The organism is Planococcus dechangensis (assembly GCF_042654465.1).
Taxonomy (GTDB): Bacteria; Bacillota; Bacilli; order Bacillales_A; family Planococcaceae; genus Planococcus; species Planococcus dechangensis.
This window is the reverse complement of the sequence record NZ_JBHSGL010000005.1, coordinates 716,962-737,138: the sequence shown is the minus strand read 5'-3', so window position 1 is coordinate 737,138 and position 20,177 is coordinate 716,962. Positions and strand designations below refer to the sequence as shown.

At 46.5% G+C, this 20,177-nt stretch carries 20 protein-coding genes; 13 read left to right on the top strand and 7 right to left on the bottom strand.

Annotation, left to right across the window (positions count from 1 at the left end):
* Positions 1-137 precede the first annotated feature (137 nt).
* From ACFO5U_RS06925 to ACFO5U_RS06915, 3 genes are all read left to right on the top strand, one after another.
* A complete protein-coding gene (locus ACFO5U_RS06925) occupies positions 138-1,538 on the top strand; it encodes a dihydrolipoamide acetyltransferase family protein (RefSeq protein ID WP_377277853.1) in 1,401 nt (466 codons plus the stop codon).
* A 5-nt stretch (positions 1,539-1,543) separates the two neighbouring features.
* Positions 1,544-2,953 (top strand): dihydrolipoyl dehydrogenase, encoded by a 1,410-nt coding sequence (lpdA, locus tag ACFO5U_RS06920; protein ID WP_377277851.1) that lies wholly within the window; start codon positions 1,544-1,546, stop codon positions 2,951-2,953.
* A 93-nt stretch (positions 2,954-3,046) separates the two neighbouring features.
* Positions 3,047-3,877: a polysaccharide deacetylase family protein gene (locus ACFO5U_RS06915; RefSeq protein ID WP_377277849.1), complete on the top strand. Its 831-nt coding sequence runs from the start codon at positions 3,047-3,049 to the stop codon at positions 3,875-3,877.
* A 366-nt stretch (positions 3,878-4,243) separates the two neighbouring features.
* Here the strand turns inward: ACFO5U_RS06915 and ACFO5U_RS06910 are convergent, their stop codons facing one another.
* Positions 4,244-5,713, bottom strand: a complete 1,470-nt coding sequence (locus ACFO5U_RS06910; RefSeq protein WP_377277847.1) for an aminotransferase class I/II-fold pyridoxal phosphate-dependent enzyme — start codon at positions 5,711-5,713, stop codon at positions 4,244-4,246.
* A gap of 191 nt (positions 5,714-5,904) precedes the next feature.
* Between ACFO5U_RS06910 and ACFO5U_RS06905 the strand changes: the two genes are divergently transcribed.
* Positions 5,905-6,876, top strand: a complete 972-nt coding sequence (locus tag ACFO5U_RS06905) for an NAD(P)H-dependent flavin oxidoreductase (protein WP_377277845.1) — start codon at positions 5,905-5,907, stop codon at positions 6,874-6,876.
* A 9-nt stretch (positions 6,877-6,885) separates the two neighbouring features.
* The gene (locus ACFO5U_RS06900) at positions 6,886-7,158 is read left to right on the top strand and encodes a UPF0223 family protein (RefSeq protein ID WP_377279471.1); all 273 of its coding nucleotides are present in this window, start codon (positions 6,886-6,888) and stop codon (positions 7,156-7,158) included.
* Positions 7,159-7,182: 24 nt separating this feature from the next.
* Here ACFO5U_RS06900 and ACFO5U_RS06895 read toward each other — a convergent pair whose 3' ends face one another.
* A complete protein-coding gene (locus tag ACFO5U_RS06895) occupies positions 7,183-7,827 on the bottom strand; it encodes a YktB family protein (protein ID WP_377277844.1) in 645 nt (214 codons plus the stop codon).
* Between the two features lie 156 nt (positions 7,828-7,983).
* Here ACFO5U_RS06895 and ACFO5U_RS06890 point away from each other — a divergent pair, with 156 nt between their 5' ends.
* Both ACFO5U_RS06890 and ACFO5U_RS06885 read left to right on the top strand, forming a co-directional pair.
* A complete protein-coding gene (locus ACFO5U_RS06890; protein WP_377277843.1) occupies positions 7,984-8,178 on the top strand; it encodes a hypothetical protein in 195 nt (64 codons plus the stop codon).
* A 90-nt stretch (positions 8,179-8,268) separates the two neighbouring features.
* Positions 8,269-9,066, top strand: a complete 798-nt coding sequence (locus ACFO5U_RS06885) for an inositol monophosphatase family protein (RefSeq protein WP_377277841.1) — start codon at positions 8,269-8,271, stop codon at positions 9,064-9,066.
* A 44-nt stretch (positions 9,067-9,110) separates the two neighbouring features.
* On the opposite strand, the gene ACFO5U_RS06880 is transcribed toward ACFO5U_RS06885, so the two are convergent.
* Positions 9,111-9,320 (bottom strand): YlaF family protein, encoded by a 210-nt coding sequence (locus tag ACFO5U_RS06880; protein ID WP_377277840.1) that lies wholly within the window; start codon positions 9,318-9,320, stop codon positions 9,111-9,113.
* A 107-nt stretch (positions 9,321-9,427) separates the two neighbouring features.
* Here ACFO5U_RS06880 and typA point away from each other — a divergent pair, with 107 nt between their 5' ends.
* Both typA and ACFO5U_RS06870 read left to right on the top strand, forming a co-directional pair.
* The gene (gene typA / locus ACFO5U_RS06875) at positions 9,428-11,275 is read left to right on the top strand and encodes a translational GTPase TypA (protein ID WP_377277838.1); all 1,848 of its coding nucleotides are present in this window, start codon (positions 9,428-9,430) and stop codon (positions 11,273-11,275) included.
* 23 nt (positions 11,276-11,298) lie between these two features.
* Positions 11,299-11,628 (top strand): YlaH-like family protein, encoded by a 330-nt coding sequence (locus tag ACFO5U_RS06870; protein ID WP_377277836.1) that lies wholly within the window; start codon positions 11,299-11,301, stop codon positions 11,626-11,628.
* Here ACFO5U_RS06870 and ACFO5U_RS06865 read toward each other — a convergent pair.
* Genes ACFO5U_RS06865 through ACFO5U_RS06855 form a run of 3 tightly spaced genes read right to left on the bottom strand, consistent with a single transcriptional unit; the run spans position 11,622 to position 12,792 of the window.
* Positions 11,622-12,071 carry a hypothetical protein gene (locus ACFO5U_RS06865; protein WP_377277834.1) on the bottom strand — a complete coding sequence of 150 codons (450 nt, stop codon included), beginning with the start codon at positions 12,069-12,071 and terminating at the stop codon, positions 11,622-11,624. The two genes, ACFO5U_RS06870 and ACFO5U_RS06865, sit on opposite strands and share 7 nt — an antisense overlap.
* The gene (locus ACFO5U_RS06860; RefSeq protein WP_377277833.1) at positions 12,071-12,274 is read right to left on the bottom strand and encodes a YlaI family protein; all 204 of its coding nucleotides are present in this window, start codon (positions 12,272-12,274) and stop codon (positions 12,071-12,073) included. The genes ACFO5U_RS06865 and ACFO5U_RS06860 overlap by 1 nt, the downstream gene beginning before the upstream one ends.
* An 11-nt stretch (positions 12,275-12,285) precedes the next feature.
* Positions 12,286-12,792: a peptidyl-prolyl cis-trans isomerase gene (locus ACFO5U_RS06855; protein ID WP_377277831.1), complete on the bottom strand. Its 507-nt coding sequence runs from the start codon at positions 12,790-12,792 to the stop codon at positions 12,286-12,288.
* A gap of 164 nt (positions 12,793-12,956) precedes the next feature.
* Between ACFO5U_RS06855 and ACFO5U_RS06850 the strand changes: the two genes are divergently transcribed.
* From ACFO5U_RS06850 to pyc, 3 genes are all read left to right on the top strand, one after another.
* Entirely contained in the window at positions 12,957-13,238 is a 282-nt protein-coding gene (locus ACFO5U_RS06850) for an Fpa/YlaN family protein (RefSeq protein WP_377277829.1), read from the top strand.
* 69 nt (positions 13,239-13,307) lie between these two features.
* Positions 13,308-14,474, top strand: a complete 1,167-nt coding sequence (locus ACFO5U_RS06845; protein WP_377277827.1) for an FtsW/RodA/SpoVE family cell cycle protein — start codon at positions 13,308-13,310, stop codon at positions 14,472-14,474.
* A 15-nt stretch (positions 14,475-14,489) separates the two neighbouring features.
* The gene (gene pyc / locus ACFO5U_RS06840) at positions 14,490-17,930 is read left to right on the top strand and encodes a pyruvate carboxylase (RefSeq protein ID WP_377277825.1); all 3,441 of its coding nucleotides are present in this window, start codon (positions 14,490-14,492) and stop codon (positions 17,928-17,930) included.
* 35 nt (positions 17,931-17,965) lie between these two features.
* Here the strand turns inward: pyc and ACFO5U_RS06835 are convergent, their stop codons facing one another.
* Positions 17,966-18,883: a COX15/CtaA family protein gene (locus ACFO5U_RS06835; RefSeq protein ID WP_377277824.1), complete on the bottom strand. Its 918-nt coding sequence runs from the start codon at positions 18,881-18,883 to the stop codon at positions 17,966-17,968.
* Positions 18,884-19,230: 347 nt separating this feature from the next.
* On the opposite strand from ACFO5U_RS06835, the gene cyoE reads away from it, so the two are divergent.
* Entirely contained in the window at positions 19,231-20,148 is a 918-nt protein-coding gene (gene cyoE, locus ACFO5U_RS06830; protein ID WP_377277823.1) for a heme o synthase, read from the top strand.
* Positions 20,149-20,177 lie beyond the last annotated feature (29 nt).

Below are 20,177 nucleotides of genomic sequence, written 5' to 3'. Positions count from 1 at the left end.
GATCGAACCGCAAGGCAAGGCCGCTTCAGTCTATAAATCTGGAGCAGCCTCGGCTTTACGGCCAGTCGATGAATAGATCTACAGCAACATTTCATATGGTGCGCCGTATCGAATGTACATTAGAAAGGGTGACTAGCATGGCTTTTGAATTTCGTTTGCCGGATATCGGTGAAGGTATCCACGAAGGTGAAATAGTAAAATGGTTCGTCAAGGCCGGAGATACGATCGAAGAAGACGACATTCTGTGCGAAGTGCAGAACGACAAAGCGGTCGTAGAAATTCCGTCCCCTGTATCAGGAACAGTTGAAGAAGTGCTTGTAGAAGAAGGCACTGTCGCAATCGTCGGCGATGTATTGGTGAAAATCGATGCGCCGGATGCAGATGATGTCCACTTTAAAGGCGGCAAGGATGAGGAAGAGAAGCCTGCCCCTGATGCAACAGAAGACAAGCAAGAAGAAACGACAGAAGAGCTAGTTCAATCAGGTACAGGAGAAGCTGGCCAGGATGTAGATAAAGAACCGGCACCGGATAGCAAGCCGCAAGGCGATACCGGAGCAGGAGCGCAGCCGCAAGTAGATGAAGCAGACAGCGACCCGAACAAACGCGTGATCGCGATGCCGTCTGTGCGCAAATTTGCACGTGAAAAAGACGTCGATATTAAAAAAGTCAAAGGGTCCGGTGACAACGGGCGTATCATGAAACAAGATATCGAAGCGTTCTTAGACGGCGGGCAACAGCAAGAAGAGCCAGCTGCAGCACAAGAAGCAGCTCAGAAAGAGGAAGCAGCGCAAGAAGAAACTCAACAAGCGCCATCAAAACCGTCTCTAGAAGGCGAGTTCCCGGAAACGCGTGAAAAAATGTCTGGCATACGCAAAGCGATTGCCAAGGCGATGGTCCATTCGAAACATACCGCTCCACACGTTGCGCTAATGGACGAAGTCGATGTGACAGAACTTGTTGCGCACCGCAAAAAGTTCAAAGACATCGCAGCGGAAAAAGAAATCAAGTTGACGTATTTGCCATACGTGGTCAAAGCTTTGGTCAGCACATTGCGTGAATTCCCGGCACTTAATACTTCTTTCGATGACGAAACAAGTGAAGTCATCCAGAAGCATTATTACAACATCGGCATCGCTGCAGATACCGAAAAAGGTTTAATGGTTCCAGTTATTAAAAATGCTGACCGTAAGTCTGTCTTCGCGATTTCAGATGAAATCAACCAGCTTGCAACCAAAGCTCGTGATGGAAAACTGTCAGCTGCTGAAATGAAAGGCGCGTCATGTTCGATCACGAATATCGGTTCTGCAGGCGGCCAGTGGTTCACGCCAGTCATCAACCATCCGGAAGTCGCGATTTTGGGCATCGGGCGCATTGCTGAAAAACCAGTAGTGAAAAATGGTGAAATTGTAGCGGCTCCTGTGTTAGCATTATCTTTGAGCTTCGATCACCGCATGATCGACGGAGCAACCGCACAACACGCATTAAATCACATCAAGCGTTTGTTAAGTGAACCAGAATTACTATTAATGGAGGCGTAAAACTTATGGTAGTAGGAGATTTTCCAATCGAAACAGACACGCTCGTCATCGGCTCAGGCCCTGGCGGCTATGTCGCAGCTATCCGTGCAGCACAAACAGGCCAGAAAGTTACCATCGTTGAAAAAGAATACATCGGCGGCGTTTGCTTAAACGTCGGCTGTATCCCTTCAAAAGCAATGATTTCAGTTGGCCACCGTTTTGAAGAGGCACAGCATTCAGATGATATGGGTATTGTTGCTAAAGAGGTTTCATTGAACTTCGAAAAAGCACAAGCATTCAAAAATAGTGTCGTCAAGAAATTGACTGGCGGCGTTGAATCTTTGCTTAAAGGCAATAAAGTGGAAATCGTCCGCGGCGAAGCTTATTTCGTAGACGAAAACACAGTCCGCATCATGGATGCTGATTCTGCACAAACGTATAAGTTCAAAAACGCTATTATCGCAACGGGTTCACGCCCAGTTGAAATTCCAACATTCAAATACTCAGAGCGCGTCATCGATTCAACAGGTGCACTTGCTTTGAAAGAAGTTCCGAAAAAGCTTGTCGTCATCGGCGGCGGTTATATCGGAACTGAGCTTGGAACTGCTTATGCTAACATGGGTGCTGAAGTGACGATTCTTGAAGGAGCTCCAGATATCCTTGCTGGCTTCGAAAAGCAAATGACGGCAATCGTCAAAAAAGGCTTGAAGAAAAAAGGCGTTGAAGTCATCACTAAAGCGTCTGCTAAAGGCGTAGAAGAAACAGATGCCGGTGTATCCGTTTCCTACGAAGCAGGCGGCGAAGAGAAAACAATCGACGCTGATTATGTATTGGTAACTGTCGGCCGCCGTCCGAACACGGATGAAATGGGCCTTGAAGAGCTCAACATCAAAATGGGCGAGCGCGGGCTTATTGAAGTCGACAAGCAATGCCGTACAAGCATCCCAAGTATTTATGCAATCGGTGATGTTGTTGCTGGACTTCAATTGGCACATAAAGCATCATATGAAGGTAAAATCGCTGCAGAAGCGATTGCCGGCGAGAAATCAGAAGTCGATTATTTGGCGATCCCAGCGGTTTGCTTTACAGATCCTGAACTTGCAAGCGTCGGGTTGACTGAAGAGCAAGCTAAAGAAGAAGGTTTTGAAGTGACAGCGGCGAAATTCCCATTCGGCGCAAACGGCCGTGCTTTGTCACTGAACGCTGCAGATGGCTTCGTGAAACTTGTTTCTCGTAAAGAAGATGGCTTGTTGCTTGGCGGACAAATCGTCGGAGCAGGTGCTTCTGATATGGTGGCAGAAATCGGTTTAGCGATTGAAGCGGGCATGACGGTAGAAGACATCGCAATGACGATTCACGCTCACCCGACGTTGGCTGAAATTACAATGGAAGCTGCGGAAGTAGCTCTTGGCACACCGATTCACATCATTAAATAATAGTATCTATAAAGGGCCGCAGAAAATGCGGTCCTTTTTTTTATGCTATTAGTTGTTTATCTATGATAAAATTTACCAAAAAGGGGGAGAAGTATGAAAAAGCGAAATTGGCTGATGCCAGCGTGTGCAGTTCTTTTCCTTAGCGCATGTACTGAGGATGAACAGGCAGAAGAACAGCCTACATCAGAAGAGTCGCCGGCGGCTGAAGCGAGCGAAAGCGAAACTGCAGAAGAAGCGGTAGAAGACGAGGAAGTAATTGACCAAGCTGAAGAAGAAGCAGCTGTTGAGGTGAGTTACCGTTTGAATCCCCAAAACTCCAAGTTGGAACCGATCGATGAGGCAGACGAGCAAGTGGTGCTAATGACGATCGATGATGCACCAAGTACATGTGCGCTGGAAATGGCAAACGTTTTAAAGGAATACGATGTACCAGCTATTTTCTTTGTGAATGGGCATTTCCTTTCTACACAAGAAGAACAGGAAATATTGGCGGAAATTCATGAAATGGGCTTTGCCATCGGCAACCATACAAATACACACGTGAACTTGAAGCAATCTTCAGAAGCAGTCCAGGAGCAGGAAATCGTCTTGTTGAATGAAACAGTGGAAGCGATAATCGGCGAAGCCCCGCGCTTTTTCCGAGCACCGTTTGGCGTCAATACGGAATACAGCAATGCGCTAGTAGAAGAGCTCGGGATGGTGCGCATGAACTGGACTTACGGCTATGATTTCATGCAGGGCTATATGGAAAAAGAGGCTTTGGCGGATATCATGGTCAATGCTCCCGAACTTAATAATGGCGGCAATCTATTGATGCACGACCGGGAATGGACGAAAGAGGCTTTGCCGGACATCATCGACGGCTTGAGGGATAAGGGTTTTGATTTTGTCGACCCCGATGAAATCAAAGGAGTCCATCCATAAAAAAGGTTCCGGCATTCGCCGGAACCTTTTTTATGGATGTCGAGAAAGTGAAGAAGTCGTATTTTCCGAAGCTTATCACTCGGTTTCCGTGGGCGGGAATCGAGCCTCCTCGCCCGCTATCGAAACCCTTGTGCTCCCACATCTGCGAAGCAGATGCGTCGCAAATGAATGTGCTCAGCACTGCTTCGCTCATTCATTGCCTGCGGGGTCTCTCAAACCCGCTATTCCCGCAGGAGTCGAGCAAAAGCTTCTCCAAATACTAAGACAGGTCATTCAGAGTTGAGTGTTGAAAAATCATCATTTCTTTTGATTTTTAGTGGATCATAGACTTTTTCAATATTAGTATTTTGTGAGAGCTCATTCACTTTAACGGAATGCGTGATGTTCTTTAATGACATGCAAAGTTTGCAGAGAATCATCTTCCGGACCTTGCACCGGCAAACCGGCAGCAATATTGGTATGGATATAGGAGATGTTTTCCTCTGTAATAATTTCCCCTGGAATGAAAATCGGGATGCCGGGCGGATAAATCATGATGAATTCAGCGGAAATCCTGCCGACAGCTTGATTTATTGGAACAATTTCCGTATCGGCATAAAATGCATCACGAGGAGTCATCGCAAGGCGCGGAATATCCGGCAACAAGACGATAGGTTCCACTACGGTATTTTCTGACTCTAGCGCATCGCTCATCCGTTGCAAGGCATTGACCAGCAAATTGATTTCCTTGCGGCTGTCCCCGAGCGTGACGAGGCAGAGAATATTGTATAAGTCGGATAGTTCAATTTCGATATTGGCGTTTTCCCGCAGCCATTCTTCTGCTTGGTGTCCAGTGATGCCCAAATTTTTGACGCTGATCAAAAGCTTAGTCGGGTCCATGTCATAGGTCGCAGAAGAATTCAGCAATTCTTTTCCGACGCAGTGCAGATGCTGGATTTTATTGATGCGTTTTCGGGCGTCTTGCGCCAAACGGATGGTTTGATCGATCAAATCAAATCCGTGGATCGCCAATTGTCTGCGCGCTGTATCGAGTGATGCCAAAATTGGATAGGATGTGGAAGTGGTCGTCAGCATAGACAAAGTCGCTTGGACCCGCTTTGGTGACACTAAGCCTTCCCGGACATTCAGGACAGAGCTTTGTGTCATCGAGCCGCCCAGTTTGTGGACGGAGGTTGCGGCCATATCCGCTCCGGCCGACATAGCTGAGACCGGCAGTGACTTGTGAAAATGAATGTGGACGCCATGAGCTTCGTCGACCAATACCGGGATATCTTTGGCATGTGCGATATCGACAATTCGCGTCAAATCCGCTGCAACACCAAAATACGTAGGGTTGATGACAAGAACCGCTTTGGCATCCGGGTATTCGTCCAGTGCTTTTTCTACGGATTCCGGTGAAATGCCGTGTGAAATCCCGAGTTCAGGATCAACTTCAGGGTGGATAAATACCGGAATAGCTCCTGCAAACACAATCGCCGACATGATCGATTTATGGACATTGCGCGGCACTAGAATTTTATCGTTCGGACCGACGACACTTAAAATCATCGTCATAATGGCGCCGCTTGTTCCTTGTACAGAAAAGAACGTATAATCTGCACCGAATGCTTGAGCGGCGAGTTCCTGCGCTTGTTTGATGGCGCCTTTTGGGGAATGCAAATCATCAAGTGGAGCGATGTTGATAAGATCTATCGATAAGATATTGTCGCCGACAAACTCCCGGAATGCGGGGTCGACGCCTTGGCCTTTTTTATGGCCTGGAATGTGAAATTGTATAGGATGCCGATTTCGATGCTTCAATAATGCATCAAAAAGCGGAGTTTCGAGTTGGGACAATGGGACGTGCACCTCACTTTATTAAAATGAAAACAAGAGAAATTATAGCATGTGAACGATGTTGTTACTATACATATAGTTATGGGGCGCCAGTATTTTTCTCATGGCAGAGCAGGTGAGGCGGTGTGTAAAAGGAATTTCGCAGCCCGTAGCGAATAGGAAACAAGAGAACAAAAAAAAGGAGTGGAATTATGGCGTTTAAAACAAGAATTACAGAACTGCTTGGCATTGATTATCCGATCATCCAAGGAGGCCTGGCATACTTGGCTTATGCAGAACTTGCAGCTGCCGTCTCGAATGCTGGCGGCTTGGGGCAGATTACAGCGATGAGTTTGCCGGGACCGGATGAGTTGCGTAAAGAGATCCATAAAGTCCGCGAATTGACGGACCGGCCGTTTGGCGTGAATTTTGCAATCGGTGACCACGGCAGGTCTTTTTCACATATGCTAGATGTTGCAATCGAAGAAAATGTGCCGGTCGTCTCCATGACTGGCGGCAACCCAACACCGATTTTCGAACAATTAGAAGGTACTTCAATCAAGAAATTGGTGTTGGTGGCTGCGAGACGGCAAGCAGAAAAAGCCGAGCAGCTCGGTGCTGATGCGGTCATGGTTGTCGGGCACGAAGGTGGTGGGCATCTTGGCCGTGATGATATCGGCACAATGGTGCTTATTCCGCAAGTAGTCGACGCGGTGTCGATCCCAGTCATCGCCTCCGGAGGCATCGGCGATGGACGCGGCTGGATGGCGGCGCACGCACTCGGTGCTGAAGGAATTGAAATGGGTACGCGCTTTATCGCCACAAAAGAATGCGTCCATGCTTCACAACTCTACAAGCAACACTTAATTGACAGCACAGAAAACGATACCGTAATTATTAAGCGCAGCATCGGCGCACCGGCAAGAACGCTGTCGAATACATGGACCGACCGAATTTTGGCAGTCGAAAAAGAAACGCCGACTTATGAAGCGCTGAAGGAATATATTAGCGGATCGGCCAATAAGCGTTATATTTATGATGGTGACGCAGAACATGGCTTTGGCTGGGCTGGTCAAGTAACAGGGCTGATCCACGATGTGCCAACTGTCCAGGAGCTGTTCGATCGTATGGTCAAGCAAGCGCAGGACATCGGTACACGTTGGGTGAATATCCAAGGAAAGTAGGCGAGAATGATGGATTATTCATATCCATTTTCCATCGACTGGACGACGGACGAAATCGTCGATGTCGTGGAATTTTTTCAAGCAATCGAAAATGCATATGAAAAAGGCATTAAGCGGGAAGAATTAATGGAAAAATACCGGAAATTCAAGAAAGTAGTTCCTTCAATGGCAGAAGAGAAAACATACTTCCGTGATTTTGAAGAACAAAGCGGCTATGGAAGCTATCAAGTCATCAAACGGATGAAAGCGGGCTCTGGAGACGAAATGATCCGCATCAAATGAACGTGAAATGAAAAAAACCGGCGTTCAGCGAGGAACGGCGGTTTTTTCGTTGACTTCGAGCAAGTTCCGATAAATTGGCAGCAAATCGCGGAATGTTTCTTCGGTAAATGCATAAAAGCCGTTTTTATCGAGCGATAACGCATCAGCTTTCGGCAAATGGCGTCCAATGACCAGTTCGCCTTTTTTGACGTCGCGCAGGCGGATCAGCAATTTTTCGATGCCTTCTTCACCGAGCGACTCAATCTCATCAGCATCAGGTTTCATATGGTCGCCTGATAGGACAAAGTTCTTCGGCAGCTCATTTAAAGCGTCGAGCTTAATGAGTTTACTCGCCATTTCCGGTTTTCCTGGAGCTTCGTATATGACAGCAAGTATAACAAACACATGGCTTTTCCATAATCCGATCTGGAAGTGGGGAACTGCTTTGTACCCACGTTTGTAAGGAGCGAATGCCACCCAGCTATCATTTGGAGGGTTTACGGTGCGGCGCATATGCTTCGCTACATGAGGGAAAAATTCATCTCCGGTTTCTCCAGAGAAATAAGCCGAGAAGTCTTGCCCTAGCTGTTCGAATTTCGGCCGCACATAGGTCGTTAATGCTTCCATTCGTGCTTCGAGGCCTTCAGTTTCAAAAACATCGAAATCCTGCTCTGTCCAATATGAATTCATCATCATTTCCTCCTTCATTTACAGCATCAATCTTTAGTTTAACGAAGTTTGGAAAGAAAGAATATAAATACGTTTCTAGTATTTAAAAATGGGGTAAAGGAGATTAACAAACATCATTGGCGGAATATTCCGGTAATGTGGGAAGGGGTGCTCAGTATGAAGCAGATGATTCAAGTTATTCGAAAGGCAGATGTAGAGAAGGAATACGTCAACACGCTGAAATTGGAATTGGATTACGAATTGGCCACCTTGTATGATGCAATGCAGCAAAACGACGACGCCCAAAAAATGAAGAGCAAGAAGCGGCTTGCTGAAATACAGGTAGAACTGGAGGCCCTTCATGCGCTGTAAACAATCATCCATACCTTAAAGGCATCTGCTGGCAAAAGACAGCGGATGCTTTTTTCGTTATACTGAAGAGAAATGAGGGGGAAATTGCACATGGATCAGCACGCAATGGATCGTTACATAAAATCAATGATAAAAGAGGCGGGCCACCGTATCCGAAATTCATTTCTCAGTGATATTTCGGTCGACACAAAAGCCCACGCCAATGATTTGGTCACCAATGTGGATAAAGAAGTGGAACAATTTTTCATTCGCCACATCCGCGAAGATTTTCCAACACACCGCGTCTTCGGGGAAGAAGGTTTCGGAGATAATATCGAGGAACTGAGCGGCACGGTTTGGCTGCTCGACCCGATTGATGGGACGATGAACTTTGTACATCAACGGCGCAACTTCGCCATTTCGCTTGGCATCTATGAAGATGGCGTTGGGAAAATGGGCTATATTTATGATGTTGTCAACGATGATCTTTATCATGCGATCGAAGGCGGCGGAGCCTATTATAATGATGAACGGTTGATGCCGCTTTTTGAAACGGCCATCAACGAATCGATTATCGGCATGAATGCAATGTGGGCAACACCGAACCGCTTTGTTGACCACGAAGCCACGATCCGCCTCGTACATGACGTGCGTGGCATGCGCTCATACGGCTCGGCTGCGCTCGAGCTTGCCTATCTAGCTAGCGGACGCATCGACGCATACATCTCGATGCGGCTGGCGCCTTGGGACATTGCGGGCGGCATGGTCATGGCCAAAGAGGTAGGTGCTGTCGCGAGTACATTTTCCGGTGGGCCGATCAATCTATTAGAATCGGATACGTTCGTGGCAGCAAACCCATCCATTCATGGCAAGTTAATCAACGAATATATCAAACCAAAACATCCATAGAAGAAAAGAAAAAGAGGCGGATTTTTCCGCCTCTTTTTTTGGAGTTAAAGGACTCCGGCCTCACGCATTTCTTTTTTACGTTTAAATCCGAGCCCCATGACTGCGAGCAATAATAAGATCGAAAGGGCGATGCCCGGCATGCTGCGCAATGCGACTGCGACACCGATGAGCACCATTGCAGCAATGGCAGCAAGTGAATAAAGCACAAAAACCCATTTGATATTGTGCCACGATTCTATGATCGCTTGTTTCATTCCATCTAACCTCCTGCGTACAAGAAAATAAAATCGTAGGGTTTTTCCCCTATATGTGCTATACTAGCACAGTTATAGGCTCGAAAAAAGAATATTGGAGTGAAAGTATGACTAACCTTAGAAACGATTTACGTAACATTGCAATTATCGCACACGTTGACCACGGCAAAACGACATTGGTGGATCAGTTGCTTCAGCAATCCGGAATCTTCCGATCAAACGAACATGTTGATGAGCGGGCGATGGACTCAAACGACATTGAAAGAGAACGCGGAATTACGATTCTTGCTAAAAACACCGCGATTCAATATAAAGACGCTAAAATCAACATTTTGGATACTCCAGGACATGCCGACTTCGGCGGTGAAGTGGAACGTATCATGAAAATGGTTGATGGTGTTTTGCTTGTTGTTGATGCTTATGAAGGCTGCATGCCGCAAACACGCTTTGTTCTTAAAAAAGCGCTAGAGCAAAACTTGAAGCCGATTGTAGTTGTCAACAAAATTGACCGCGATTTCGCGCGTCCAGATGAAGTTGTTGATGAAGTCATCGAATTGTTCATCGAACTAGAAGCAAACGACGACCAGTTGGAATTCCCGGTCATTTTCGCTTCCGGCATGAACGGAACTGCCAGCCTTTCATCTGATCCAGCTGATCAGGAAGAAACGATGCAGGTCATTTACGATGCAATTATGGACCACGTTCCAGCACCGATCGATAACCGTGAAGAGCCGCTGCAATTCCAAGTAGCGCTTCTTGACTACAGCGATTATGTTGGGCGTATCGGAATCGGCCGCGTCTTCCGCGGGACGATTGAAGTTGGACAATCCGTTTCATTGATGAAATTGGACGGCTCCATTAAAAACTTCCGCGTCACTAAAATCCATGGCTTTATGGGATTGAAGCGCGTTGAAATCCAAAAAGCTGAAGCTGGCGACTTGATTGCCATCTCCGGAATGGAAGATATCAACGTTGGTGAAACGGTGACACCGCAAGACCATCAAGAAGCATTGCCAATCCTTCGCATCGACGAACCGACGCTGCAGATGACATTCCTTGTCAACAACAGCCCGTTTGCCGGTAAAGAAGGAAAATGGATCACTTCCCGTAAAATCCAGGAACGTTTGGATGCGCAGTTGCAAACTGACGTCTCTTTGCGTGTAGACCCTACGGATTCTCCGGATGCATGGGTAGTTTCAGGCCGCGGCGAGTTGCACTTGTCAATCCTGATCGAAAACATGCGCCGTGAAGGTTTCGAGCTACAGGTTTCAAAACCTGAAGTAATCGTTCGCATGGTGGACGGAGTTCGCTGTGAACCTGTCGAGCGCGTACAAGTTGACGTTCCAGAAGAATACACTGGCGCTATCATCGAATCATTGGGTGAGCGCAAAGGTGAAATGCTGGATATGGTCAATAACGGAAGCGGACAAGTCCGTCTTGTGTTCAACGTCCCTGCACGTGGATTGATCGGTTATACAACTGAATTCTTGACACAAACTCGTGGATACGGAATCATCAACCATACGTTTGATAGCTACCAGCCAGTAGCTTCAGGTCGAGTTGGCGGACGTCGCCAAGGCGTACTTGTATCAATGGAACGCGGAAAGTCTTCAACTTATGGGTTGATGGGCATCGAAGACCGTGGAACTTCATTTGTTGATGTTGGTACTGAAATTTATGAAGGCATGATTGTCGGCGAACATAACCGCGACAGCGATTTGACGGTCAATATCGTTAAGATCAAAGCTGCGACAAACATCCGTTCAGCAAACAAAGACCAGACGACAACAATGAAAAAACGTCGCGTTATGAGTTTGGAAGAAGCTCTTGAGTATTTGAACGATGATGAGTATTGCGAAATTACTCCTGAATCCGTTCGCTTGCGCAAGAAAATTCTTGATAAAAACGAACGCGAACGTGCTCAGAAGAAAAAGAAAGTAGCCATCGAAGAATAAACAAGCGGAAGGATGTATAATCTGTGGACGAACAGTCTTTTGTCTTTGAGAATATGTATCCGGTAGCCCGGGTTCTTTATCAGAACTTGCCGAGTTATGAAATGGCTGGATATGCGCTTTTTGCGGTCATCTTCATCTTGTCGGCAATCGTCTATAAACTGGGCTTTGCCAAAAATTTGTCACTTGGAAAAAATGCAGCAATCGCCTTGTTTTTAGCTATCGGCGGATTAGGCTTAACGTTTTTAGCCTTTTTCCTGCCCGTAGTTGAAGGCCTGGTCATTGCAGCATTGATTCTTGTTCTCTATAAAATTCGCCTTTGGCGCGAAAAACGCGAAAACGCTGCTTCTCATTGAGAAGCAGCGTTTTTGCGTTCAAATGTTTTGTAAAGGATCGGCAGTAATAGTGCATATGTCAGATGAGCGAGTATCCAATAGAGGAAAGCCCCCATATCGGTCGGCTCAGGCACATCGGCTTCGACGGCAAGCATCGATAGCGGGAAAAACAATACATAAGTCGGCAAGGTTAACACAAGGCTTAATATAGTCAATTGCCCAAATGTGTAGTTGCGACGCTTGGCCAGATAAACGTAGACGATTCCGATGATCAAGGAAATGATCAAATGGAAAACAAATTCTGTCAGCTCCGACCAGTTTACTTGATTGATAAGTGGGATGAAGTCTATGTTCAATAACAATTCATAATTACGGACACCGGTCACTGCCTGCATCCACTTCAACAGCAATCCAAGGATGAGGCCGCTCCAGAATCCAATCCACAGTCCCTTTAAAATTTTCATTAAAAATCATCCTCAATGCTGCGCGAGCTGCGGAAGAAATGGAACGAGCCTGTGGCGAGGCGTTCTTCGGTCCGCTTGGCAATCCGGTCGTGGCATTCTTGGCACATATGCGTGTGAATCGGCCGGTTGCGCAGTCGTTTCGCTTGCAGCGTGTCTTCTTCTAGCTCTTCAATTTTATCGCAGATGACGCATTGTACGCGCATAGCGGCTCCTCCTATTCGACTCGGATCGCGTGGATATGTGTAATCGGCTGATCGACATTCGAGCCATCAGGCAAAAGAATATGAACCGGCCCATCTTCGCGAAGCGGCTTTCCTTGTTCACTGAATTTGAAAATCAATTGTTTGGCGTGCTCGATCGGGAAAACATGTTCTCCGGATTCCGTTTCGAAAACAACTTTAGAGGCACTTTCGGCAGGCTCTGCGTTTTCAAGGAATGGTTGGAAGCGCATGCCGAATGTTCCTGTAAGCATTGCTTGTTTTTCATGTCGCTTGTATTTCTTTTCGGAGTTCAATGTCGGCGGCACAGTGGCGCCTTCCATGATTTCACGCGACCAATGTTCGCCCATCCCGCGTTTGTAATCTTCGAGTTCATCTTTTTCGACTTGCTCTTCAGTGAAGTAGGTTTGAAGATCGAGTTTCCGGTCGTCAAAAATCCACACGGTCGGATCCAAAGTTAGTTTGTATGTGACTTCGCCTTTGAACGGTATGATGAATTCCATAAGTAAAACCCTCCATTATAGTATCTCTCTACATCAGTATACCTGTTCATGCGCAATTCCCAAAGGGTTTAATCCTTATAGGAAGAGACTTGCAATTTGATGAAGTTAAAGATACACTTTATACAGGCTAATGGAGCAGAAATACGAGTGATGGGGGAGTCCTCATGGAACATACAGAAGAACAGACTTATCAACAAAAAGCGCTGGAACTCCTTAAAGCTGATGCAGAGAAAATAGAGCAATTAATCAAAGTGCAGATGGACCATCTGACCTTGCCTTCCTGCCCTTTATATGAAGAAGTTCTTGATACGCAAATGTTTGGCTTGTCACGGGAAATCGATTTTGCAGTTAAGCTTGGCTTAATCGAACGTGAAACCGGAAAAAATTTAATGGATACGCTGGAGAAGGAATTATCCGTTCTTCACGAAGCGTATACAAATAAATGACCCAAAACTCAAACGATTCCTGTTTGAGTTTTTTTACTAATGAATCTAATTGAATGAGGGAAAAAACCAATGAAATCCTACATCAAGAAATACGCGAAGTACATTGATTATCCATTATTATTTACTTATCTTGCATTGACCATTTTTGGCCTGATCATGATCTATTCCTCTAGCATGGCATGGTCTGTCAACTACTACAACGATTCACCGGATCGCTTTTACATACAGCAATTGATTAACTTGGCGATTGCCTATCCTGTATTTTTAATGGCCGCCATTTTCCCTTATAAGCATTTCAAGAAAAAATGGATGATGGCGACTGTGCTAGGCGTCATCTTCACAGGACTTATCCTTGTTCATTTCATCGGATTTGCTGCAGGCGGCGCGAGAAGCTGGATCAGTCTCGGCTTCGTCAACATCCAGCCCTCCGAAGTTGCTAAAGTCGGCATCATCTTTTATTTGGCAGGTGTATTTTCTAATAAATACCGGAACGGTTCGATCAATAAATTGAACGAATCGATTTTTCCGCCCGTCATCATTTTAACGGGTGTGCTGCTATTGGTCTTTCTTGAGCCGGACCTTGGCTCGATGGTCATTATTGGTGCGGTTGGGCTGTCAGTCATGGCGGCATCAGGTGTGCGTTTAAAGCCCTTCATTAAACTCGCAGGGATGGTCGTTGCCGCTGCAGCGGTCTTTATTGTGCCAATGATGCTTTTTGCGCGAGATTTGATCTTTACCGAAAAGCGGATGGGGCGCATTGATGCTTTTTTCAACCCTTTCTCGGATGAGCTTGGTTTCGGCTTCCAAATCGTCAATGGCTATTTAGCAATCGGCTCAGGGGGGCTGGGCGGACTTGGGCTTGGCCAGTCGATCCAGAAGCTTGGTTATTTGCCGGAACCGCATACGGATTTCATCATGTCGGTCATTGCCGAAGAACTCGGTGTTTTTGGAGTGTGCTTTGTAATCGGCGGTCTAGGTTTCATCGTGCTGCGTGGATTATGGATTGCCATGACGACGACAGATCCGCTCGCTCGCATGCTTGCAGCTGGAGTCGCAAGCATGATCGGCATCCAATCTTTCGTCAATTTGGGTGGGCTGTCAGGAATTATTCCTCTGACAGGCGTCACTCTTCCTTTTATAAGCTATGGCGGAACGTCCGTAATTTTGTTATCGTTAGCTATGGGAGTATTACTGAATGTTTCCATGTTCAATAAATACGAAAAAACGAAAAAGTAAAGGGTGTGCGACAGAGTGAGAGAGATTAAAAAAATCTTGGTAGCCAACCGCGGAGAGATCGCAATTCGGATCTTCCGCGCCTGTACAGAACTGAATCTTCGGACAGTTGCGATTTATTCGCAGGAAGACAGCGGCTCGTTTCATCGTTACAAAGCTGACGAATCGTATTTAGTCGGCAAAGGCAAGAAGCCGATCGATGCTTATTTGGACATTGAAGACATTATTCGAATTGCAAAAGATACCGATGTTGACGCCATTCACCCAGGATACGGGTTTTTGTCGGAAAACGTCCATTTTGCACGGCGCTGTGAAGAAGAAGGCATCATCTTCATCGGCCCGACATCCCGCCATCTTGATATGTTCGGGGACAAGGTCAAAGCACGCGAACAGGCAATTGCTGCAGGTATTCCGGTTATTCCTGGAACGGACGGCCCTGTCGAATCACTCGAGGAAGTTGAGGCATTCAGCAAAGAAGCCGGCTTCCCATTGATGATCAAAGCGTCCCTTGGCGGCGGCGGGCGCGGTATGCGTATCGTCAAAGAACATAGTGAGCTAGCATCTGCATATGAACGGGCAAAATCCGAAGCAAAAGCTGCATTCGGTTCTGATGAAATGTATGTAGAAAAGTTCGTAGACAAACCAAAGCATATCGAGGTGCAGATTTTAGGGGATGCAGAAGGCAATATCATTCACTTATATGAACGAGATTGTTCGATTCAGCGTCGTCACCAAAAAGTTGTAGAAATAGCTCCTTCTAATTCAATCAGTGAAAGCCTGCGCAACGAAATTTGCGATGCGGCAGTGAAACTGATGAGAAACATTGATTACATAAATGCCGGGACTGTGGAATTTCTGGTGGCTGGAGATGAGTTCTATTTCATCGAAGTCAACCCTCGTATCCAAGTAGAGCACACGATTACGGAAATGGTTACAGGAATCGATATTGTCCATGCCCAAATCAACATCGCGCGCGGACATGCGCTGCATAGCGAAGCGATCAATATTCCGAAGCAAGAGGATATCCCATTGTTTGGGTTCGCCATCCAATCGCGTGTGACGACAGAAGATCCGTTGAACGATTTCATGCCGGATGCAGGGCGGTTGATGGTGTATCGCTCAGGAGGCGGGTTCGGTGTCCGGTTGGATGCCGGAAACGGTTTCCAAGGAGCCGTTATTTCGCCATATTATGATTCTTTACTCGTAAAAGTATCTACATGGGCAACCACATTCAAAGAAGCCGCGGCTAAAATGGACCGCAACTTGCAGGAATTCCGGATTCGCGGCATCAAAACAAATATCCCGTTTCTTGAAAATGTAGTAAAACATAAAAACTTCATCAATGGAGATTTTGACACTAGCTTTATCGACAGTACGCCAGAATTGTTCATTTTCCCAGTGCGCCAAGACCGCGGAACCAAATTGCTCAGCTATATCGGCAATGTCACGGTCAACGGCTTCCCAGGGATCGAAAAGAAAAAGAAGCCGATCCATGCCGCACCACGCAAGCCTGAGATCGATATCATCACGGAAGTTCCTAAAGGCACGAAGCAAATCCTTGATGAGCGGGGCCCTGAAGGCTTGTCAAAATGGATCCTTGAACAGGAAGATGTATTGTTGACCGATACGACATTGCGCGATGCCCATCAATCTCTGCTCGCGACACGCATGCGTTCGCATGATATGTTTGCCGTAGCTAAAGAAACCGCACGCCTTCAAAGCGATTTGTTCTCTATGGAAATGTGGGGCGGGGCGACATTTGATGTATCCTACCGCTTTTTGAAAGAAGATCCGTGGCAGCGTCTCATCAAATTGCGCGAAGATGTTCCGAACGTCTTGTTCCAGATGTTGTTCCGCGGAGCGAATGCGGTTGGATACAAAAACTATCCAGATAACGTCATCCGTGAATTCGCAAGGACTTCAGCGGATGCCGGGATCGATGTTTTCCGCATTTTCGACAGCTTGAACTGGATTAAAGGCATGGAAGTTGCGATCGATGAAGTGCGGAACTCTGGAAAAGTCGCAGAAGCGGCCATTTGCTATACGGGCGACATCCTCGATCCGAGCCGTGACAAATACACGGTGCAATACTATAAAGATATGGCGAAAGAACTCGAAGCTGCAGGCGCACATATTTTGGCCATCAAGGACATGGCCGGCTTATTGAAGCCTGAGGCGGCATATCGCCTTGTTTCAGAATTAAAAGATACTGTGTCATTGCCGATCCATCTGCATACGCACGATACGAGCGGCAACGGCATCTACCTATATTCGAAAGCCATCGAAGCGGGCGTCGACATTGTCGATACGGCTCTTGGCACAATGGCGGGACTTACTTCGCAGCCGAGCGCAAACTCTTTGTATTACGCAATGAGCGGCGGCAAGCGAAAAGTCCGTGCCGACATTCAGTCACTTGAGACGATGTCGCATTACTGGGAAGATGTCCGCAAGTATTATTCGGATTTCGAAAGCGGCATGAACAGCCCACATTCCGAAATCTATGTGCACGAAATGCCTGGAGGGCAGTACAGCAACTTGCAGCAGCAAGCGAAAGCAGTCGGCCTCGGCATGCGCTGGGAAGCCGTGAAGGAAATGTATTCACGTGTCAACTTATTATTCGGCGATGTTGTGAAGGTAACTCCTTCCTCAAAAGTCGTGGGAGATATGGCTCTGTTCATGGTTCAAAACGAATTGGACGAACACACAGTGCTGACGCGCGGCGAAAACATCGATTTCCCTGAATCGGTCATTGAATTTTTCGAAGGCTATATCGGACAGCCTCATGGCGGATTCCCGAAAGAGCTGCAAAAGGTCGTCTTGAAAGAACGCAAGCCAATTACGGTGCGTCCAGGTGAATTATTGGAACCTGCAGATTTTGAAGACATCGAAAAGAAATTATTCGATCGCCTGCAGCGTCCGGTGACCAGCCATGAAGTGCTGGCCTATGCGCTTTATCCAAAAGTGTTCGAGGAATACACGGTCACCAACCAAACTTTCGGTGACGTGTCTGTCCTGGATACATTGACATTCCTTTACGGGATGCGCCTCGGTGAGGAAATCGAAGTCGATATCGAAAAAGGGAAAACATTGATGATCAAACTTGTGTCTGTCGGAGAACCGCAAAAAGATGGCACGCGCATCATCTATTTCGAATTGAACGGACAGCCTCGCGAAGTGAGCATACAGGATATGACAGTGGAAACGGATCAATCGGCGAAACCAAAAGCCGACCCGACAAAAGAAAACCATATTGCAGCAACTATGCCTGGCACCGTGCTTAAAGTCATCGGTGAAAAAGGCTTGAAGGTTAAACGCGGCGACCATTTGCTGGTTACCGAAGCGATGAAAATGGAAACGACCGTACAAGCTCCATTCGACGGCACCATCCAGGAAATTTATGTGGCTGCTGGAGACGGCATTTCCACAGGAGACTTGTTGATCGAAATGGAAACAAAATAAAAAAATTCCGGTGCGAAGTTCGCACCGGAATTTTTTTATTTACTTTTAATGAATTTACTTCTTGAGACGAGCAGGACCATATAGCACAGCAAACCGAACAGCATTGAAATCAGCAGGGAATGCATCAATGCAACAGCCAAGTTCAGTTTCGTCAAAACGACGAGCATTCCAGTTGTTGCCTGCAGCATGACTATGATGAAAGCGATTATCCAGCCCCAATAAATGACGCGTTGGTCGCGGTAATGGCGATAAACATGAAGGGCGATGATGCCGAGCCAGATAACGATGAGCGCAGCAGCAAAACGGTGGCCCATCTGGACCCATTCATACATATTGTTAGGAAGAGCAAACTGGTCGTTGCGGCATAGTGGCCAATCGGAACAAATCAAACTTGAATCTGTATGGCGGACCAGAGCACCCGTGTAAACTACGATATAGGAATATAAAGTGACGCCGATGGTATGGAATCTCAATTTGCGCCCGATCTGGACACGGTCAGCATCGAACTTCCGGTCGACCTCGAATACCAGCAAAGTCAATAGCAGAACAGCTGCAAAGGAAATCAGTGAAATCCCAAAGTGAAGCGCGAGAATAAAGTCGCCTTGCCCCCAAAGTACTTGGGCTGCCCCGATCAATGCTTGAAGCACGAGGAAGAACACAGCCATGATCGCGAGGAATTTCGTTTCCCGCACATGTCCAAACTTACGCCATGCCCATACGGCTAAAATGACGATCAAGATGCCGACAACACCTGTCACCAAACGGTGCGAAAATTCAATCAGCACTTCTGCCGTAATCTCACGCGGAATCAGATTGCCGTTACAATCTGGCCAATTGCGCCCGCAGCCTAAGCCACTGTCGGTTTTTGTAACGAGCGCCCCGCCGAGGAGGATGAGCAGCATGCCGACAGTCGCAAGTACGCCGAACACTTTTATATAAATGTTACTTTTCAATATGCCACCTACTTTTTTTAGAAAAACTTTTATCTTTGTATATAACCTGCATATTCGATGATAGCGAAACTACGTTTAAAATACAACGAGAAATCAGCGTTCGCCTAAACTTTCAAGATTTGGACATAATAACTGAGACCTTCACAAACTGTTCAAAAACAAGGTTTTTTCTATCTTAAAATAACGAGGTGGCTACTGTATGATTAGAGATGGATATTAAGTAAGACCAATTGCGTGAAATCATCATTTATATCAGGAAATTTCAGTAATATGTAGAAATAGCTCTGGAATTTAGATATAGTTATGATTAGCGGAATATGCTTACAACTTTGAAAGGAGGGAGTTATATGTCAAACGGCCGATCTTTGCCTGCAGAACCGACTGATGCAGTGGAAGCGAGTACGTTCACAAAAGATTTTTTGGCACTCATTAAAATTGGAATTGTGAATTCTAATTTAATTACAGTTTTCACAGGGCTTTGGCTCGCGTTCCAGTTTTCAGGAACGAACTTTCTTGACCATCTGGACATTCTCGTTTACACACTCGTCGGTTCGGCATTGATTATAGCGGGATCTGCGGCGATGAATAATTACATCGACACGGATATCGATCCACTGATGGCTAGCAAAAGGTCTCGCCCAACGGTTACGGGCAGATTTAAGCCATCTGCTGTCTTGGCACTCGCCATTTCTTTCATTGTTATAGGCGAACTCTTTTTGTTTTCCGCTTCTGTTTCAGCAGGCCTATTCGGAATAGCCGGCATTCTCGCATATGTCGTCTTGTACTCGATGTGGTCGAAAAGAAGGCATGTCGGAAATACGATCGTCGGCAGCATCTCCGGTGCCATCCCGCCACTTATCGGTTGGGCTGCGGTGGAGCCGACGCTCGGTATGGGCGCATGGGCATTATTCCTTATTATGTTCATCTGGCAACCGCCGCATTTTTATGCGCTAGCGATGAAACGGACGGAGGAGTATCGGGCTGCTAATATCCCGATGCTGCCGGTGGTCAAAGGGTTCCACCGGACAAAAAAATCGATGCTAGCATGGGTTTTACTGCTGTTTCCATTACCGTTTTTGCTAACGGAATTGGGAATTGGCTTCATTATCTTAGCCACTGCTTTGAATATCGGATGGCTGGTTCTGGCAATCCGGGGCTTCAGTGTGGCGGATGATTTGAAATGGGCGAAAAAAATGTTCATCTATTCGTTGAACTACATGACGATTCTATTCGTATCGATGATTATTTTTGCAGTATTCGTCTAAATTTCGTTTCACTTACTTATGTAAAACAT

Bases quoted from the DNA above. Each gene is read 5' to 3' on its own strand.
- ACFO5U_RS06885 (WP_377277841.1), top strand. From the start codon at position 8,269: ATGGATCAGCACGCAATGGATCGTTACATAAAATCAATGATAAAAGAG.
- ACFO5U_RS06890 (WP_377277843.1), top strand. From the start codon at position 7,984: ATGAAGCAGATGATTCAAGTTATTCGAAAGGCAGATGTAGAGAAGGAA.
- ACFO5U_RS06865 (WP_377277834.1), bottom strand. From the start codon at position 12,071: ATGAAAATTTTAAAGGGACTGTGGATTGGATTCTGGAGCGGCCTCATC.
- ACFO5U_RS06860 (WP_377277833.1), bottom strand. From the start codon at position 12,274: ATGCGCGTACAATGCGTCATCTGCGATAAAATTGAAGAGCTAGAAGAA.
- ACFO5U_RS06900 (WP_377279471.1), top strand. From the start codon at position 6,886: ATGGATTATTCATATCCATTTTCCATCGACTGGACGACGGACGAAATC.
- ACFO5U_RS06880 (WP_377277840.1), bottom strand. From the start codon at position 9,320: ATGAAACAAGCGATCATAGAATCGTGGCACAATATCAAATGGGTTTTT.
- ACFO5U_RS06845 (WP_377277827.1), top strand. From the start codon at position 13,308: ATGAAATCCTACATCAAGAAATACGCGAAGTACATTGATTATCCATTA.
- ACFO5U_RS06925 (WP_377277853.1), top strand. From the start codon at position 138: ATGGCTTTTGAATTTCGTTTGCCGGATATCGGTGAAGGTATCCACGAA.
- typA (WP_377277838.1), top strand. From the start codon at position 9,428: ATGACTAACCTTAGAAACGATTTACGTAACATTGCAATTATCGCACAC.
- cyoE (WP_377277823.1), top strand. From the start codon at position 19,231: ATGTCAAACGGCCGATCTTTGCCTGCAGAACCGACTGATGCAGTGGAA.
- ACFO5U_RS06855 (WP_377277831.1), bottom strand. From the start codon at position 12,792: ATGGAATTCATCATACCGTTCAAAGGCGAAGTCACATACAAACTAACT.
- ACFO5U_RS06915 (WP_377277849.1), top strand. From the start codon at position 3,047: ATGAAAAAGCGAAATTGGCTGATGCCAGCGTGTGCAGTTCTTTTCCTT.
- ACFO5U_RS06905 (WP_377277845.1), top strand. From the start codon at position 5,905: ATGGCGTTTAAAACAAGAATTACAGAACTGCTTGGCATTGATTATCCG.
- ACFO5U_RS06895 (WP_377277844.1), bottom strand. From the start codon at position 7,827: ATGAATTCATATTGGACAGAGCAGGATTTCGATGTTTTTGAAACTGAA.
- lpdA (WP_377277851.1), top strand. From the start codon at position 1,544: ATGGTAGTAGGAGATTTTCCAATCGAAACAGACACGCTCGTCATCGGC.
- ACFO5U_RS06850 (WP_377277829.1), top strand. From the start codon at position 12,957: ATGGAACATACAGAAGAACAGACTTATCAACAAAAAGCGCTGGAACTC.